Source organism: Vibrio injensis (assembly GCF_001895205.1).
GTDB classification, from domain to species: domain Bacteria; phylum Pseudomonadota; class Gammaproteobacteria; order Enterobacterales; family Vibrionaceae; genus Vibrio; species Vibrio injensis.
This window is the reverse complement of sequence record NZ_BDJF01000016.1, coordinates 685,071-702,970: the sequence shown is the minus strand read 5'-3', so window position 1 is coordinate 702,970 and position 17,900 is coordinate 685,071. Positions and strand designations below refer to the sequence as shown.

The window sequence follows — 17,900 nt, the reverse complement described above, 5'->3', positions numbered from 1 at the left end:
TACAGGGCTTAAATCAAAAAGGAAAACGTTTGCGTCAGTTTTTTTATCCAGCTTTAAACGCTTAAAATAGGTGGAAATGCGTGTATAATCGAAAAGTTTATTTAAATTATGCCGGAGATGAAAATGAAAGTTGTTGAAGTGAAACACCCTCTAGTCAAACATAAATTGGGTCTAATGCGAGAAGGTGAAATCAGCACTAAACGTTTTCGTGAGCTAGCGACTGAGGTTGCCAGTTTATTAACTTATGAAGCGACCTCAGATTTTGAAACAGAAAAAGTGATCATTGAAGGTTGGGATGGTCCTGTTGCTGTTGATCAAATTAAAGGTAAGAAAGTCACCGTGGTGCCTATTCTACGCGCGGGTCTTGGTATGATGGATGGAGTATTAGAACATATTCCTAGTGCAAGAATTAGCGTTGTCGGTATTTACCGTGATGAAGAAACTCTTGAACCAGTGCCTTACTTTAATAAACTGGCATCGAATATTGAAGAGCGTATTGCGCTGGTGGTTGATCCCATGTTAGCTACTGGTGGCTCGATGATTGCTACGATTGATCTTCTAAAAGAGAAAGGATGTAATCAAATAAAAGTGCTCGTTTTGGTCGCTGCGCCAGAAGGCATTGAAGCGTTACAAAAAGTTCATCCAGATGTTGAACTGTACACCGCCGCCATTGATGAGAAACTCAATGACAAAGGCTACATCGTGCCTGGTTTAGGCGATGCTGGCGATAAGATTTTTGGTACTAAATAACGGCGTTTTTTTAATTCGCTAAATGATACAAACACGATGAGGAGCCTTGGCTCCTCATCGTGTTTCAAGGTCTGCTATTTTTTCAAGCTCAGCGTGCCGGCTTTTCGGGTTGGATTACGGCGTGCAGCGCGATCGGTATTATTGTTTCGTTTCTCGTTACCGTGTTGCTTACGCTGTTCTCGGCCCTTCTTTGAGTTTGGCGCATGACGAAACTCATTGGCTTGACGACCCTGATAAGTTTTATGGGGAGCTTCGGAGGTGGTTTTGGATTGCGCCTGTCGACTATCAAACAATTTTGCATCGGTGGCTTTGCGGATCTGTTGACCTGAACTATCGGTTTTTGAGGCTTCTTCGGTACTGACTGAGCCTTCGCACATCGCGAGGATCTCATTGACTTCCACATCGGTTAAATAACGCCATTGACCATTCGGTATGCCATCTAGTGTGATATTCATAATACGTACACGACGTAGTTTAAACACTTCATAACCCAGTGCTTCACACATGCGACGAATTTGTCGATTTAATCCTTGAGTAAGGATAATTCTAAACGAGTACTGAGTTTCTTGAACCACTTTACATGGTAGGGTAACGGTATCAAGAATGTTTACCCCTGCAGACATTTGACGAATAAATTCTGCATTAATCGGTTTATTGACCCGTACCACGTATTCCTTTTCGTGGTTATTACCGGCACGTAAAATTTTATTAACGATATCGCCGTCATTAGTCAAAAAAATCAACCCATCAGAGGGTTTATCGAGGCGACCGATGGGGAATATACGTTTACTGTGTCCAATAAAATCGACAATATTACCAGGGACATCTCGTTCGGTGGTACAGGTGATGCCAGTAGGTTTATTTAACGCAATATAAATGGGTTTTTCTTTATAGCCGACCGGTTTGCCATCAATACATACTTGGTCGTGTTCAGTGACTTTGCTGCCCATTGGTGGCAGTTGCCCATTAATGGTTACACGACCTTGCTCAATCAGTTTGTCGGCCTCACGGCGCGAACAAAAGCCCGTTTCACTAATGTATTTATTTAAGCGTTTTTCGATTAACGATGACATGAAAACTCCTGACGTTTCTCAACGGAATGGTGAAAAAATGAAATGAAGTAGATGAACGGAGCATTTTACCAGTTATTGCACTTTAACCAAGCCGTTTTTGATGGCGTTCTCGATTCTCACTTTTCTGATTTTTACTTTTCTTTAACAGCAGATAAACCGCACCACTTCCACCGTGAAAGCGTTGTGCACTATGCGCGCATTGTACTTCATCAATTTGAGTTAACCAGCTAGCGACAAAGCTTTTCATTAAAGCTTGTGGCGTAGATCGCTCCCCTCGACCATGGACGATAAGCACGGTTCGCAAGTCCATTTTTATGCATTGAGCGATAAAGTGAATCACTTCGTCGCGAGCTTGTTTTAGGGTCTTGCGATGCAAGTCCAGTCGTGCTTGTAAGGGGTATTTGCCTAAGCGGAGTTTCTTATACACCCCATCCTGAATGCCTGCTTTTTTATATTCAATGATGTCATCAGGTTTGAGCATGGGGGCGCAATCGATGGAAAGATAATCCGGTTCTTGCGTCGATAACGTGATGGCTGCTTGGCGTTTGGCGAGTTGTGCTTCGGTGATAGTATGCGGTTTGTTAAGTTGTGCGACATCGTGAGCCAGTGGTTTCACATCATCCATCATTTGCTGAAATAGTTCTAAATCATCGTTAGGCATCATCGCACCTTAAATTCGCAATTGGCTTTGTAAGTTGATTATACCGATGAAGAGAAAGCGTTGATCAGTTTGTTATTAAAAAAACCGAAGTAGACAAATTATCTACTTCGGTGCATAGCGTGAGACTATTTAACAATCGAAGCTAAGCGATCTAGTGAGGAGATTTGTCCTTGATCACTTTGTAAACCACTAAACTGGCTAAAAGTAGCCTGAGGCTGACCGTCTGTAGATTAAGCGGATAGCATTACCCAGTCGTTACTTAGGTCTGACGTCTCTGTTTCTCACAAAGTGTTTAAAGACCCTGACACCTTAAAACCCTCCCCAAGTTTTGACGCTGATCTGGATCAAATGTAGTTAATTAGTTGCATTTATGCTTAAGCTTGCGTGCATTGAGTCACGTTTTGTTCGCTTTGTTTAAGTTTTGTTCGAACGTCATCTGGAAAATTGAAAAGCGTCGAAAAGGACTTGCTTCACAAAAAAGAATCGGTAACATACTCGCCATAGAACGGTGAATAGCGCAGCTTTGTAGTGCATCTCTAAGTTTAGGAATAGCGGACCAGAAAAGTTTCTTTTTTCGCTAATCCAAAGTAAAAAATCAATTCAGTGATTAGCACAGCTTTGTAGTGCATCTCTGAGTTTAGGAATAGCGGACCAGAGAAGTTTCTTTTTTCGCTAATCTAAAGTAAAAAATCAATTCGGTGAATAGCGCAGCTTGGTAGCGCATCTGGTTTGGGACCAGAGGGTCGGGGGTTCGAATCCCTCTTCACCGACCATATTTAAGGCCTCAGCAATTGTGCTGGGGCTTTTTCGTTATTGCTTAGCTGGAAAACAAGTTGCTTGTTGGCTTTGATTACGTTGAATGACATCAAAACCTTGGTCTTGTAATAACGTTAACACACTATCTTTCCCTACCAAATGAAGTGTCCCCACAACAACGAGATAGTGGCCTGATGATGAAGGCAGAAAGTCTGGCGAAATTAACTTATCTACCCATTGATGATTGCGCTTGGTAATCAATGAATCTTCCATCTCAGCTGACATCTCCGTCTGTTTTAAAAGCTGTTCTAGCTTTACGCTATCGCCTCTTTGCCAGCTTTCGATCAGACATTCAGTTATGCCGTGTTGGTTTTCCCATTCATCGAGTAGCGCTATCAATAGCTCTTGTCCGTCATTAGGTAAATTCGTTAACACATCGATTTGATATTGTACGGTTTCTAAAGGAAGCAGCGCGATACCGATTTGCTCGGCTTGGCGAATAAAATGTAGGTCAACCCCTTGTTCTGCAGAATAACCCAACTGCTGGAGATGTAAAAACTGCAGTTGTAGAGCGGTACTCCATGGCGGAAGCTTGGCCAATCGATTGATGTCTTGTTTGAGTAATTGCGCTGCGTTGACCAGTTGACGATATTGTTGTGTGGTCAGTACTTGTTGACTGGTTACCGAAGGCGGTGGATAGGTGACTGCTTGCGAGTTGCTCAGATCGACTTCAATAATTAAGCCGTTACTGGTTACGAGACGTTCATAAAGAGTACTTGATAAAGGGTACATGGATGATTTACCCACATGGATAGACCCAACAATATCAAAAGACAAATTTCCTTTTGTTGCTTGCCAGTGGAGTGGCTCTGCATGAAGGCCTAGGGCGAAAAAAATGGCCAAATAAGAGAGCAATCGAGAATTCAACAAAATAGCGTTCACCTTAAACTTGAGTTAAAGAAATACTTTAGCGTAAATAACATAATCAGAATGACTATAAACTTAAGATCTTAATCACAAATTTACTTTTATTTTGCAGCTGATGATCAGTGATTGCTCTTACGAAAAGTGATCATTATCTCAATAAATAGATGGGATTATGATATTGACGTGATTGAGATCGCAGTAATCTCGTCAAAATAGAAGTGTCGATTTTGACGTTAAATTTAACTCATTGATAAATAATTATTTTTTATTTTTAGAAAACCTAAAATTTGAACGTGATCACTGCTTAGTATGATTAATTTTACTCTGCAAAATAACTCGCGTTATGGTTGGAAGATGAATCATGGCAATCATCGGATAATGCCGTCATTAAGGGAGGAAAAAGAGTTTACTCCTTCCTGTATTTCCAACCGAAAGAAGGTAATTCTATGTTGAACAAGAGTGTAATCGCCATTTCAGTCACCGCAGTATTAGCGGGATGTTCAATGATGGGCACGTCTAATCAAGCGCTGGTCAATTCATTGGCGGGCAATTTGGGTATTCAATATCACGTCGTCACAAACCACGGCGCTAATCACGGCTTGGCTTGTGAAGCTCTCGGTGCAGAATGGGCGTCATGTAATAAAGTGAACATGACGCTTTTTAATCAAGGTGAGGCGATAAAATCGAAAGACTGGGCTATCTACTTTCACAGTATTCGCTTGATTTTGGATGTAGAGAATGACCAGTTTAAAATTTCTCGTGTCACTGGCGATTTACATAAACTAGAACCAACAGAGAAATTTGCCGGTTTTGCGGCGGGTGAAGAAGTTGTTTTACCACTTATCGGTGAATACTGGACGTTATTTGATACCGATTTTATGCCTGGCGCATTTGTGGTCGCTCCTAATGCAGAGCCGAGACTTATTGCATCATTGAATACTGAAGATATTGCTTCGTTTGTTACAGGTATTGAGGGCGATAACCTCAAACGGACTCCTGCTGACAACAACGTTTTTGCTAACGCGATATCACGTTTTGAGCAGAATGCTGATTTAGCAAAACAAGAGGTTTCCACAACCTTGATCCCAACGCCAATGCACGTTGAAGCTGGTCAAGGTACGGTCGATATTACAGCAGGTATCGCATTGCCTAAAGAAGCATTCGATAGCGCTCAATACAGTGCAATTCGAGACCGTGCCGCCGTGATTGGTGTGGATGTTGCTGGTGATCTTCCAGTGATGATTTTAGTTCAACCTGCTGATTTTAGAGAAGAACTGGCTACATCAGGAGCCTATCAGTTAAGCATTGAAAACGATGGTATTACGATCAAAGCGTTTGACCAAGCGGGTGTGTTTTATGCTGTCCAATCTATCTTTGGCCTTATCGACAGCCAACAGATAGACTCTTTGCCACGATTGATTATCCAAGATGCCCCTCGCTTTGAATATCGCGGCGTAATGGTTGATGTCGCACGTAATTTTCATTCTAAACAAGCCATTTTAGCTACGCTAGACCAAATGGCTGCGTACAAAATGAATAAACTTCATCTTCATTTAACCGATGACGAAGGATGGCGGCTAGAAATCCCCGGCTTGCCAGAATTGACTGAAATAGGGGCTAAGCGTTGTTTTGACTTGGAAGAGAAACGCTGTTTGTTGCCTCAGCTTGGCTCCGGTCCGACATCGGATAACTTTGGTTCGGGGTATTTTAGCAAAGCCGATTATATCGATATTGTAAAGCACGCCAAAGCGCGCCATATCGAAGTTATTCCTGAAATAGATATGCCTGCGCACGCTCGTGCAGCGGTAGTGTCAATGGAAGCTCGTTACGATCGACTAATGGCACAAGGTAAGCCAATACAAGCGAATGAATACCGTTTGATGGATCCGCAAGATACTTCAAATGTGACCACGGTTCAGTTCTACGATAAACAAAGCTTCATTAACCCTTGTATGGAATCCTCAAGGCGCTTTGTCGACAAAGTGATTTCCGAAGTGGCGGCCATGCATATCGAAGCTGGTGCACCGTTAACCACATGGCATTTTGGCGGTGATGAAGCGAAAAACATCAAGCTTGGCGCAGGCTTTCAAGACGTAAAAGCTCAGGATAAAGTTGACTGGAAAGGCACGATAGATCTCTCTAAACAAGATAAGCCATTTGCACAGTCGCCACAATGTCAGACGTTGATTGCTGACGGTACCGTGAGTGACTTCGGTCACCTGCCGAGTTTTTTTGCAGAACAAGTCTCTAAGATTGTCGCTGATAAAGGAATCCCAAATTTTCAAGCGTGGCAAGATGGCCTCAAGTACAGTGAAGGTCCAGAAGCTTTCGCCACCACAAATAAACGCGTTAATTTCTGGGATCCGTTGTATTGGGGAGGAAGCGCATCGGTTTATGATTGGGCTCAGCAAGGCTATGACGTGATTGTTTCTAACCCAGATTACGTTTATATGGATATGCCGTACGAAGCCGATCCAAAAGAGCGCGGCTACTATTGGGCAACACGTGCTACCGATACGCGTAAGATGTTCAGTTTTGCACCTGAGAACATGCCACAAAACGCAGAAACGTCACTCGATCGCGACGGGAATGGTTTTACGGGCAAAGGTGAAGTGCAAGGCAAACCCTTCTATGGTCTATCGGCACAGCTTTGGTCTGAGACGGTGCGCAATGATGAGCAATATGAATACATGGTATTTCCTCGCGTATTAGCTGCGGCTGAACGTGCGTGGCACCGAGCTGAGTGGGAAAATAACTACAAAGTAGGTGTTGAGTATTCGCAAGGCAGCCAACTGGTCAACCAATCTGCGCTTAACCAAGATTACAACCGCTTTGCCAATGTGCTGGGTCAGCGTGAATTGGCGAAGCTTGAAAAAGCGGGCATCGATTATCGTCTACCAGTCCCAGGAGCGCGTATCGATAATGGCTATTTAGCGATGAATGTTCAATTTCCAGGTGTGAGCCTGCAATATTCATTGGATGGACAACAGTGGCTGGATTTTGATGCCAGTAATCCTCCTCAAGTCAGTGGCGAAGTCGCGCTTCGTTCGACGTCGGCAAGCGGAATACGATTCAGTCGGGTTACTGTTATAAACGAATGATATACACTCAAGCCTCTCTATCGAGAGGCTTTTTTATCTTCTGAGTGTTTAGCCATCAATCATGGTAGCGTACTTTGCTAAAACGAAGGCGGTTAGCATTGGTTACGACAGTAATTGACGATAAAGCCATTGCCGCGCCAGCCACCACAGGGCTGAGCAAAAAGCCAAATGCAGGATAGAGCACACCAGCAGCAATTGGGATACCGAGCGTATTATAAATGAAAGCACCAAATAGATTTTGCTGCATATTTCTTAAGGTCGCTTTAGACAGGTCGATAGCATTGACGACGGCTAAAGGTGAAGAGTTCAGCAGCGTCATTTGTGCACTTTCTATTGCAACATCACTGCCGCTACCCATTGCGATACCAATATTTGCCTGTGCCAGAGCAGGCGCATCATTGATGCCATCTCCAACCATCGCTACGTGCCGGCCTTGTTGCTGCAATTGTTCAATATGTTGCGCTTTTTGTTCTGGTAGCACCTGCGCAATAACTTGATCAATACCTAACTGCTTAGCGATTGAATCAGCGACGCTAGACTGATCGCCAGTCAGCATTACTGTATGAATCCCCATTTGTTGTAGTGCTTGAACGGCTTTGGTTGCGCTAGCTTTGATGGGATCAGCGATGGCTATCATCCCAATCAACTGCTGTTGTCGAGCGATAGCGACTGGAGTCCATGCCTGATCTGCAAAATATTGAATGGTACTTTGTGCCTCTCTAGTGTCGATAGCGAGCTCTTGCATGTAGCTTAATGAGCCTAAATGTACCGTATCACCTTGATAAGAAGCTTGAACTCCTTTACCACGCTGATTCTCAAAGCGTTCAATACTTACCGCTGCTCGATTGTGCTGCTGCGCGTATTCACAAATGGCTTTCGCTAAGGGGTGTTCAGAATGCTGTTCTAATCCAAAAGCTAAACTGAGTAATGCCGATTCATCATTTTGAAAGCTCACGACGTGTTGAACGCTTGGTTTTCCTTGCGTTAAGGTCCCCGTTTTGTCAAAAACCACAGTATCGATTTTACTGGCTAACTGTAAAACGTTGGCGTCACGAATCAGTATGCCCATTTCTGCCGCCTTACCGATACCAACCGTAACGGAAAGTGGTGTTGCCAAACCGAGAGCGCATGGGCAAGCGATGATCAACACGGTGGTCGCGACTACGAGCATATAACTGGCTTTAGGATCAGGGCCGAACCAGAACCAGATTGCCGCTGCAATACAAGCTATCAGCACCACGATAGGGACAAATACAGCCGAGATTCGGTCGGCTAATTTGGCAATGGCAGGTTTGCTGCTTTGTGCTTGACGTACCATTTGAATAATACGAGCCAACATAGTTTGTGAACCGATCCCTGTGGCTTCAATTAATAAACTGCCATCTTGATTGAGGGTGCCTGCGGCAACGGTATTGCCCTGCATTTTATGGGCGGGAATCGGCTCACCAGTCAGCATCGCTTCATCAACATAGGAATCGCCTTCAATGACGACACCATCGACTGGGATTTTTGCTCCAGGTTTAATGCGCAATATCATACCTTGTTGTATATGAGCAAGAGTAATGACTTGCTCACCCTGTTCGGTAACTAGGATGGCTTGTTGTGGCTGAAGATTGATTAGAGCTTGCAGTGATTGTGTGGTTGTTGATTTGGCTTTTGTCTCAATATAATGACCTAAAGAGATGAGGCCAATGATCATCGCTGAAGCTTCAAAATAGACATGTCGCGCTGCTGTGGGAAACCATTCAGGAAAAATAACCACCAACATAGAGTAAAACCAAGCGGCTCCTGTTCCTAAAGCGACTAGACTATCCATGGTGGCGCGGCGATGAAGCAGTGCTTGCCAAGCGTTGACAAAAAAATGATACCCAGCAGTTGAGAGCATTGCTAAGCATGCTATGCCAATCAACCCCCAACCAATTTGATCATAGCGATTATCGATCATCATGCTGCCGCCAGCCATTCCCCACAGCATCATCGGACCACCAAGTACAAGGCCAATCAGCGCATTGTGTCGATGTAATCGCTGCGTTTTTGCCAAGTGTTGTTGCTGTTTAGCTTGCTGTTCAAGGGGATCATCGACAGGTTGGGCTTGATAACCCGCTTGCCTTACCGCGCTTAATAGCTGCTCAGTGATTGATTGTTGACTGAGCACTAATGCACTTTGCTCGGCTAAATTGACTTGTACTTTATTCACTCCGGGAAGAGCCGCGAGAGCCTTTTCTACCGAGGCTACGCAACTGGCACAAGTCATCCCTTCAATCAATAGATGTGTGCTAACTGTCGCTGGTTTGACGGTTATCTGCTCTTTTATGGTTTCATCAATGGCTGTTGGCGTCGGGACGAGCGTTTCCTCTTGAGAGCGAGGTTGACTTAATGTCGCTTGATAGCCTAAAGACTCAATACAACGCAATACATTATCAAGCGAGGTTTCCACATCGAGTTCAATAAACGTGGGTGACAACGAATGGATGTGCAGGGTAAATTCACTGTTTAATTGGCGCTCTAGTTTGCGCGCACAGCCCATACAATTTAAGCCTGATAAAGATAAAGCGTAATGATTCATGGTTATCTCTCCTAACTGATTAGAAGTAGGATAAACCTTGACCTTAAGGCAAGGTCAAGCGAATGATCATGACTTTTTGAAGTTTCTTGGGTCTGTGCGGTGGGAGTGATAGAATGGCGCGCAAAATTTCGCTCATGCCAAGCTTTGGCTGAAGTTTATGAAAAAGGTAATCAATAATGACGGTTAAAACTCGTTTTGCTCCAAGCCCAACAGGCTATCTACATGTCGGGGGCGCTCGTACCGCTCTGTATTCTTGGCTATATGCGAAGAGCCAAGGTGGTGAATTTGTTCTACGTATTGAAGATACCGATTTAGAGCGTTCTACTCAAGCGGCAGTCGATGCTATTCTCGAGGGGATGACATGGTTAGGCCTCGAATGGGATGAGGGCCCTTACTATCAAACGAAGCGTTTTGACCGTTACAACCAAGTGGTTGAACAGCTATTGGCTGAGAATAAAGCTTATAAGTGTTATGCCTCTAAAGAGTTGCTTGATGAAATTCGCGCCGAGCAAGAAGCCAATAAAGAGATGCCTCGCTATGATGCCAATCATCCTAAAATCAAAGCGGTGAATGATGCGGCAAAAGAGGGTGATCCTTGCGTGATTCGTTTTCGCAACCCAAAAGAAGGCAGCGTAATTTTTGATGATAAAATCCGTGGTCGAATTGAAATTCGTAATGATCAATTGGACGATTTAATTATTCGTCGTACCGATGGTTCGCCGACGTATAATTTCTGTGTCGTGGTTGATGATGTCGATATGGGGATTACCCATGTAATTCGTGGTGAAGACCACATCAATAATACGCCTCGTCAGATTAATATTTATCAGGCGATGGGAGCGACAATTCCAACATTTGCTCATTGTGCGATGATTTTGGGCGATGATGGTGCCAAATTATCCAAACGCCACGGTGCGGTGTCGGTGATGCAATATCGTGATGAAGGTTATTTGCCAGAAGCACTAATCAACTACTTAGTGCGTTTAGGATGGGGACATGGCGATCAAGAGATTTTTTCTCGTCAAGAAATGATCGATTTGTTTAGTCTTAATGCTATTTCTAAATCGGCTTCAGCTTTTAATACCGACAAATTATTATGGCTGAACAACCACTATATCAAAACGTCAGATCCTGAGTACGTCGCTAAACATTTAGAGTGGCATTTTACTCAGCAAGGTATTGATAAGCAGCAAGGTCCCGCACTATCTGAAGTAGTTAAATTAGTTGGAGAGCGCTGCCATACCTTGGTTGAGCTAGCAGAACAATCGCGCTATTTCTACCAAGATTTTACTGAGTTTGATGCCGATGCAGCGAAAAAACATTTACGAGGCGTTGCCAAAGATCCACTGGCATTAGCATTAACCAAGATTAATGCATTATCAGAATGGAGTGTTGATGCATTGCATCAAGTGATTGCTCAAGTGTGTGAAGAACTAGCGATTGGTATGGGTAAAATTGGCATGCCATTACGAGTTGCGGTTACCGGTGGTGGTCAATCGCCTTCAGTTGATGCGGTCATGTATTTGATTGGTAAAGATCGAGTTGTGCAGCGTATTCAAATGGCATTAGATTTTATTACTGAGCGTGAAGCAAACGCATAGTACTATTTATTTAAATGAATGATTAATTAAAAACTAATCTTATTGATAAAACCGTAGCTAATTAAGGCTGCGGTTTTTTTTGCTAGTTAATTAAGAACGAACTAATCAGGCTACGTTGTATTTGATGTGGTCAATCACTCTTTTTTATGTAAGCCATTACTTATTTTTAACTCTCATGACATTGGTTTAACATTCTTTAGATAATATAAGTCGGGTGGTTGATAAATAGCCTAGATTGATCTAGGTTGATAGACATTAAACTCTTGGATGCTCCATAGCATCTTTAGATAAATCATACAGTAGTGGTCCGTTTGGTAACGGAGGCCTTATCGTTTTTATGCAATCCGGTTGGGTCTACTAATGATAACAACGAGTCAAAAGGGAAATGATAATGAAAAAGTTAGTGGCGATGATATCAATGTCTTTAATGGCGGCTTCTTCTTCTGCAATGGCAGATGTGTATTTAGGCGGCAAATTAGGGCAAACCTGGCTGAATGATTCCTGTCGAGCTGGTGAACTTTGTGAAGATAGAGATACCAGTATGGGAGCCTTTCTTGGTTATAACATAAATGAATGGCTAGCTGTGGAAGCAGGTTATGACATGCTCGGTAAGTTTACTGGCATCGGATTAACCGATGATAGAGTGAAGGCGATTACTTTGGCGCCTAAATTCACTCTTGCCTTATCACCCAGTGTGGGTGCTTACGGTAAGTTCGGTGGCGCTTATGTCGATTATGGTGATGAAAGCGACTACTCATTTCTTGCCGCTGCAGGTCTAGAATTTAACGTTAGTCCAAATGTGTCTTTGCGTACAGAGTATCAAGTTCTCACGGATATTAATAATGATCAAACCAGAGCGGAAGCCAATACGGTATCACTTGGCGTAAGTTACCGCTTTGGCGCTTCAGCTCAACCAGCTCAAGTGGTTGAAAGTCGTCCCGTCACAGTAGTTGAAGAGGTGGTTGTTATTGAAGAGGTGGTAGATACTCGCCCTGTTTTTGTTAATAAAACCTATGATTTTCAGAGGCTTGATAGCAGTAGTTTTGCTTTCAATAGCGCGAGTTTAAATCAAGAAAGTAAACAGCAATTGACTGAACTGGTTCGTTTTTTAAATCAATATCCACAAGCTAAAGTCGTGATTACTGGTCATACGGATTCTACTGGTCCTGCGGCTTATAACCAAACGTTGTCAGAAAAACGAGCAAAAGCCGTTGCTGATGCACTAGTTGAGCAGGGAATCCAGCGCTCTCGTATAACTTGGCGAGGAGAGGGCGAGACTAATCCTATCGCTTCTAATAGTACAGCGGAAGGACGTGAGCTTAACCGTCGAGTTGATATCACCATTCCAGAGTTTGATTATCAAGTTAAACAATAGTGGTTTAATCGATTCATACAGCAATAAAGCTCACTTCGGTGAGCTTTATTATTTTAAGTCGATACTATTTAAGCGGCCCATAAAGATGAGAATATCAAGACAATCTTTATAAGCATCGAGTAAGGCTTTTTTGGTCTTTGTATAAGCGGCCAATTTACCATGCTTACTGATTGAACAAACGACACTTCTAAAGGTACATTCACCGTGCTCATTGTAATCACGCCAAGCAGCGATATAGCAGGCATCACGATAATCTGGGTTCTCTTTAGTTGGTCTGGGCTTATAGATGATTTTCGGTTCCAAACTATGCGGCAACCGAGTCATGAGATAAGGATCTTTAAGAATTCGTCGCCAGTGTTTGCCCCACATTTCACGTCCTAGCTCATTACGTAGTTTAATGGCTTTTTTTAAGCCTTTTTCTTCTCCTAAACGGATATAGCCTACTGACCGATGCAGTACAGTATCATCAGGGGTATGAATGTGAACTTTATAAGCCGTTTTCGCTTTTGAGATAAAACGATGGCCAGTATTCGTTTGTAGATTACTTTTTATCATGCCGATCACGCTATAGAGTTTTTTGTTAATAACAAGATTAGGCCAAAAATAATGGAGATAGTAAGTTTAGTCTAGAGGAATAAAAAAATGCTTCATCAACGTCAGGTCAACATTGTGCGAAAAAGGAGGGGGGAGACTTAATCATCATGGCGCTCCCGACTGGAGTCGAACCAGTGGCCTGTCCCTTAGGAGGGGACCGCTCTATCCTACTGAGCTACGGGAGCTTTGATTAATTTGGCGTGTTAATTGTATCTCATCAATACGCCAAATTGTGCATTTTTTTGATGGTATTTGCTGATTCAATAACCAGTTAGTCACGAGACTATTCTAAAAATGACACTTGTTTATGCATAACATCACCAATTTGAATGCTTGATGCTAGTTCTGGCTGATCAACGGTTAACTCGGCGTTTTTCTCATAGACGCGCGAGACAGTTAAGGTGATATCGCTTTGTGATACTTTATTACGAGGTAAACCGTTTTGATCGATAAACGATCCTGTATGCCAAAGTTGCAATTTGTCCCCTTCTTTTACGCCATGAATACGGCCTAGATCGATACTGACCGTTTGACCGAACTTAGCGACGACTTCCGGCAACGTGATTTTACAAGAAATTTCAGATTCGAGGTCCAGCATAATGTTCCGGCTTACTCGTAACAACATTTGACCATAAGTGGATGCCCAAAAACGGGCGCTACGAGTATCGACCTGACTGGTTTTTGCAAACGGCCAACTCGCGACTTCTCGATAATTTCTTCTCAAGATTTCACTCCCTGTTTTACCATCAAAGACTTGCATCTCGAGAGCAAACTGACGATTAATAACATCATCTCGCAAAACCTTTTGTTCAATCGTAGCTGTTAAATCATTAATCACCCCACCGATAATATAGTGAGCACCCGTATCTTGTGCGATCATTTGTATGCGAGTTGGATTGCGATGATTGATATCGTAATCAGTTGTTCCAACGGAGACGAAACTATGTGATTGCTGAGCGATTTGTCTATCGAGGACATCAGCAAAATCATCACCAATAGTATAAATTTGTCCCATCACCGCTTGTTGTGGCGAAGCAAGATCAATATTGCCGACTAAAAAGGTCTTTTTGTATTGTTCTTTGTGGCAAGCCCTTGCCGATGGATAAATGTCGATACGAGCGGTAACCTTCATAACATTGCCGCGGACTTTCCGATTTTCAACGGAGATATAACGAACTTCATGGTTATTAAACAAATATTCCTTTCTATCGGTTTCCAGTAAAGGCATTAAATTACTAATACTACCAATATCTGCACCGGCAAAATTCACCGCTTTATACAGTGCATCTTCCAAAGCATGTAACCTAGCTACTTCTTCAGAGGAGACGATCGTCGCGGTGCCAGTCACTTCGTACCAAGCGGCATGACTTTTGGTGGCAACAAAAGCCATGAAAAGTATTGAAATTAAAAAAGAAATATTTTTTTTCATTATTAGTTACCAGTTGGGTATAAATCTTGCTTAGTAAGTGTTAGCTGATGTAGGTGCGCAATTCTGAATCAAAGACAGATTGAGAAAAGCAAAGAGCGTTCCAGTTTTGTCAAAACGGGTGAACGGGACGATAGCCTTAGTATATCTGGAGATGAAGAAAATGAAAAAATGGCTTGGTTTAGTACCTGTAGTCTTTTTGACGGCGTGTGCTTATGCGCCAATTTATAATGGTAAAGAGCCCTATTCTGGCTCACAATTTATGTTGATTGAAAGTCCACGCCATACGTTGGATTTCTTTATTGATAGTTTGACAGAAGATCTCGTTCAGTCCAATACCAGTGTGACGGCTCGTACCCCGATAGCGGTAACCTCATTTGTCGATCTGCAAGATATGGATACCACCAATTGGTTAGGTAACTCTGTTTCTGAAGGGTTAATCCACCAGTTTCAACGTCGTGGTTTCAAAGTAGTAGATTTTAAAACCACAGGGACAATTCAAGTCACCCGTCAAGGCGATTTTGCTTTTAGTCGAGACTGGAAAGATTTGGCTCAAGAGCAAGAAATTCAATACGTATTAACCGGCACAATGCTCCGTCAAGAAGGGGGGGTATTGGTTAATGCTCGGGTCGTTGGCATGCAATCACGAATCGTGGTTGCTACCGCTCAGGGATTTTTACCAGCCGATCGTATAGGACGTGACCTAGATACCTTGAATACCATTCGCACTCAAGATGGTGTACTTATTCGTTCTGATCCAACGATGACTCGCCCTTACAGTGTCATCCTGCGTCCTTAGGAGAATATGATGAGATCACAATTCCTTTTTTTTCTGGCCATCATCATACTGATCACAGGATGCCAACCATTACAGGCGATGCGTGAAGATGATTGGTTAACCGCTGTTGGCTACGCCAGCATCAGTGAGCAACGAGGGCGTGATGATGAAGAAAAACAAGTGCGTGCAATGCGCGCCTCGAAAATAGATGCTTATCGTGAATTAGCTGAGCAAGTTTATGGTATGCGGGTCAGTGGCCGTGCTGATTTGCATGATCAACGTTTAGGTACTGAACTTACCTCAGGTGCGGTGGATGGTGTGATTCGAGGAGCAGAAGTGGTTCGCAGTTATAAAGTTGGCGATAGCTATGTAACTGAACTGCGGTTAGATATCCGTAAAATGGATCGATTACGTAGTTATGGCGAAGTTCAACAGGTGCCAGAGAAACGCCAGCAAACCTTATTTTAACTCTTTTTTTCTCCAGAATACACAGAAGTGGCGGCAGATAATGTGGCCGCTTTTTTTTATGCTAAGGGGTTTGAGTTGAGAAGCTATCGAACAGTGAAAAGCGGACAATAACCAGCAAAAATGGAGCGAAAACCATCAAGCTTTAAGGTTAGTACCTAAGGTAGAAACGGTATGAGTTTGACCTGTTGCATTATAAGTCATGCCGATTTTTCCGTGACTTTGCTGCATCAAGTTGTTGAGCTTATTAAAACTGACTTGTGCTCTTGCCAGAGCTTCACCATTCACTAAGTTGGCTTGCTGGCAGTCGTGAATAATCGAACGAATTTGAGCCAGTAGGTTGTGTAAATGTTCATCTTCAGTGAGCTGATTAAGATGGGGATGACTCGCGATACGTTGATCGGTTTGCTGTAATCGAGTAATTAAGGCTATCTTTTGTTTCGCTGTTGACTCGATATCGGCAGAAACGCGGCTAGTGATGGCTATTTTTTCTTGTTCCAATACCGCTGAAAGCTCTTGAGCATTTTTCAATTGGAATGCAACTAAATCGTTTAATGCTGCCATAAATCAACCACCTTTATGCATCGGTCTGACTTGAAAGTGAGGTGATGGTTAAAAACCGCCTAACTCTTTTTCAAACTTAATCATATTATCTGCGAGCTTTTCAGCATCAACGACATAAGAGCCATTTGCTATGGCTTCTTTAATCGCCGCAACTTTTGCCGTATCAAAGCTTGGCGTTGCCGCCATTTCACTGTGCATTTCACCAATCGCTCTGCCTTGGGTACTTAGAGATACCGCATCTTGTTGAGAGGATTGGGAGCGAGCAGCATTCGATGTCGATGATGCCGCTGTTGAATTTGTATCTGAACGAGCAGGTGAGCGATTCGTTGTTACTAACGACTGACCTGAACGTATGTTATCAATACCTGCCATAAATGAGCCTTTAAAATTGATCCATGGGTACCGTCATATCGACGGAGAGAGAGAAAACTTTAGTGCTTTGTTTACTCATCAATAAAAAATGATCGTAAAGGGCTTAAAATTGCACGGTAACTTCCCCCATTCCGCTCACTTGTGCATCTATTATACGGTTTGAACGATCATTTTTCACTTTTATCTGCTCGCCTAGGTTACCATCAGAGAGAGCTGTCCCTCTAGTTGTGATGTTCATCCCGTTACTAACAGCTCGGATCAACACGCTTTCATTTCGACAAACGACACAGATATCGTTACGATTGATCACATCCCCTAATTGTAAGTTTCTTTTCGTTTTTGCTCCAATTACCATATCTTGTGAGGAAAATCCTTGCCGTCGAAAGCGAAGCAGATCTACCATACTAAGAGTAATATCATTTTGCGTAATTGTTTGTCCTCTCGATAACGCATTAAGGGTTGTGACCATCGGAACCGTCATCGTTAGTCTCACGGGAACATAAATTCGCCAGTTATCCGCTGGGCATTCAACCAATACAGTGATATTACTAGCAGAGCCGCTATGAGATGAGGATGAGGTCTGTAGCTCATTGGGACAATCGGTAGCAAAGATTCTAGGATCAATGTTGGCCGCATTGACAACCAGTTCACCGCCTATCGGCTTATCGACGGTGTTGATGACATGACTTTCGGCTGCTCGCTGAATCTGTTCGATTTGCTCTGGCGTTGCAGAAAAAGCCGAGAGACTAAAGAAATATAATAAAAAGCCGATAGAGTTATAAAAAAAATGGTAGAACCCTCTACACTTAGTTGGGGAATGGGAAAATAAACGGGTCTTCGAATTCATAGTTCGTTTCTCTGATTTCTTCATGGCCTGATTTTAGACTACCA

The 17,900-nt window shown here is 43.0% G+C and carries 15 protein-coding genes and 2 tRNA genes; 7 read left to right on the top strand and 10 right to left on the bottom strand.

Annotated features, from left to right (window positions below):
- Positions 1 to 123: 123 nt before the first annotated feature.
- Complete coding sequence (gene upp, locus BSR11_RS08570; RefSeq protein WP_072669975.1) at positions 124 to 750, top strand: uracil phosphoribosyltransferase; 627 nt, start codon at positions 124 to 126, stop codon at positions 748 to 750.
- A 74-nt stretch (positions 751 to 824) separates the two neighbouring features.
- On the opposite strand, the gene rluF is transcribed toward upp, so the two are convergent.
- Both rluF and smrA read right to left on the bottom strand, forming a co-directional pair.
- Positions 825 to 1,823 (bottom strand): 23S rRNA pseudouridine(2604) synthase RluF, encoded by a 999-nt coding sequence (gene rluF, locus BSR11_RS08565; RefSeq protein WP_072669974.1) that lies wholly within the window; start codon positions 1,821 to 1,823, stop codon positions 825 to 827.
- An 82-nt stretch (positions 1,824 to 1,905) separates the two neighbouring features.
- Positions 1,906 to 2,484, bottom strand: coding sequence for a DNA endonuclease SmrA (gene smrA / locus BSR11_RS08560; protein WP_083544909.1), 579 nt, complete (start codon positions 2,482 to 2,484; stop codon positions 1,906 to 1,908).
- A 696-nt stretch (positions 2,485 to 3,180) separates the two neighbouring features.
- Here smrA and BSR11_RS08555 point away from each other — a divergent pair.
- A tRNA-Pro gene (locus tag BSR11_RS08555) sits at positions 3,181 to 3,257 on the top strand.
- A 37-nt stretch (positions 3,258 to 3,294) separates the two neighbouring features.
- Here BSR11_RS08555 and BSR11_RS08550 read toward each other — a convergent pair.
- A complete protein-coding gene (locus BSR11_RS08550; protein WP_240004055.1) occupies positions 3,295 to 4,182 on the bottom strand; it encodes a TraB/GumN family protein in 888 nt (295 codons plus the stop codon).
- A 431-nt stretch (positions 4,183 to 4,613) separates the two neighbouring features.
- Between BSR11_RS08550 and BSR11_RS08545 the strand changes: the two genes are divergently transcribed.
- Positions 4,614 to 7,268: a beta-N-acetylhexosaminidase gene (locus BSR11_RS08545; RefSeq protein ID WP_072669972.1), complete on the top strand. Its 2,655-nt coding sequence runs from the start codon at positions 4,614 to 4,616 to the stop codon at positions 7,266 to 7,268.
- A 55-nt stretch (positions 7,269 to 7,323) separates the two neighbouring features.
- Here the strand turns inward: BSR11_RS08545 and BSR11_RS08540 are convergent, their stop codons facing one another.
- Positions 7,324 to 9,834, bottom strand: a complete 2,511-nt coding sequence (locus BSR11_RS08540) for a heavy metal translocating P-type ATPase (RefSeq protein ID WP_072669971.1) — start codon at positions 9,832 to 9,834, stop codon at positions 7,324 to 7,326.
- Between the two features lie 176 nt (positions 9,835 to 10,010).
- Between BSR11_RS08540 and gltX the strand changes: the two genes are divergently transcribed.
- On the top strand, positions 10,011 to 11,435 hold the full coding sequence (gene gltX / locus BSR11_RS08535) for a glutamate--tRNA ligase (RefSeq protein WP_072669970.1): 1,425 nt from the start codon (positions 10,011 to 10,013) through the stop codon (positions 11,433 to 11,435).
- 391 nt (positions 11,436 to 11,826) lie between these two features.
- Positions 11,827 to 12,810 (top strand): OmpA family protein, encoded by a 984-nt coding sequence (locus tag BSR11_RS08530; protein WP_072669969.1) that lies wholly within the window; start codon positions 11,827 to 11,829, stop codon positions 12,808 to 12,810.
- Between the two features lie 48 nt (positions 12,811 to 12,858).
- Here the strand turns inward: BSR11_RS08530 and BSR11_RS08525 are convergent, their stop codons facing one another.
- From BSR11_RS08525 to BSR11_RS08515, 3 genes are all read right to left on the bottom strand, one after another.
- Positions 12,859 to 13,365 carry a Fe3+-citrate ABC transporter substrate-binding protein gene (locus BSR11_RS08525; protein ID WP_072669968.1) on the bottom strand — a complete coding sequence of 169 codons (507 nt, stop codon included), beginning with the start codon at positions 13,363 to 13,365 and terminating at the stop codon, positions 12,859 to 12,861.
- A 147-nt stretch (positions 13,366 to 13,512) separates the two neighbouring features.
- Positions 13,513 to 13,589, bottom strand: a tRNA-Arg gene (locus BSR11_RS08520).
- Between the two features lie 98 nt (positions 13,590 to 13,687).
- Positions 13,688 to 14,833 (bottom strand): flagellar assembly protein FlgT, encoded by a 1,146-nt coding sequence (locus tag BSR11_RS08515; RefSeq protein ID WP_072669967.1) that lies wholly within the window; start codon positions 14,831 to 14,833, stop codon positions 13,688 to 13,690.
- Positions 14,834 to 14,993: 160 nt separating this feature from the next.
- Here BSR11_RS08515 and BSR11_RS08510 point away from each other — a divergent pair, with 160 nt between their 5' ends.
- Both BSR11_RS08510 and flgP read left to right on the top strand, forming a co-directional pair.
- Entirely contained in the window at positions 14,994 to 15,629 is a 636-nt protein-coding gene (locus BSR11_RS08510; protein WP_004394702.1) for a FlgO family outer membrane protein, read from the top strand.
- Positions 15,630 to 15,638: 9 nt separating this feature from the next.
- A complete protein-coding gene (gene flgP, locus BSR11_RS08505) occupies positions 15,639 to 16,076 on the top strand; it encodes a flagellar assembly lipoprotein FlgP (RefSeq protein ID WP_110166527.1) in 438 nt (145 codons plus the stop codon).
- A gap of 135 nt (positions 16,077 to 16,211) precedes the next feature.
- On the opposite strand, the gene BSR11_RS08500 is transcribed toward flgP, so the two are convergent.
- The 3 genes from BSR11_RS08500 to flgA form a co-directional block, all read right to left on the bottom strand.
- Positions 16,212 to 16,637, bottom strand: a complete 426-nt coding sequence (locus BSR11_RS08500; protein ID WP_072669965.1) for a flagella synthesis protein FlgN — start codon at positions 16,635 to 16,637, stop codon at positions 16,212 to 16,214.
- 48 nt (positions 16,638 to 16,685) lie between these two features.
- Positions 16,686 to 17,009, bottom strand: coding sequence for a flagellar biosynthesis anti-sigma factor FlgM (flgM, locus tag BSR11_RS08495; RefSeq protein WP_072669964.1), 324 nt, complete (start codon positions 17,007 to 17,009; stop codon positions 16,686 to 16,688).
- A gap of 103 nt (positions 17,010 to 17,112) precedes the next feature.
- A complete protein-coding gene (gene flgA, locus BSR11_RS08490; RefSeq protein ID WP_072669963.1) occupies positions 17,113 to 17,880 on the bottom strand; it encodes a flagellar basal body P-ring formation chaperone FlgA in 768 nt (255 codons plus the stop codon).
- Positions 17,881 to 17,900: the final 20 nt, after the last annotated feature.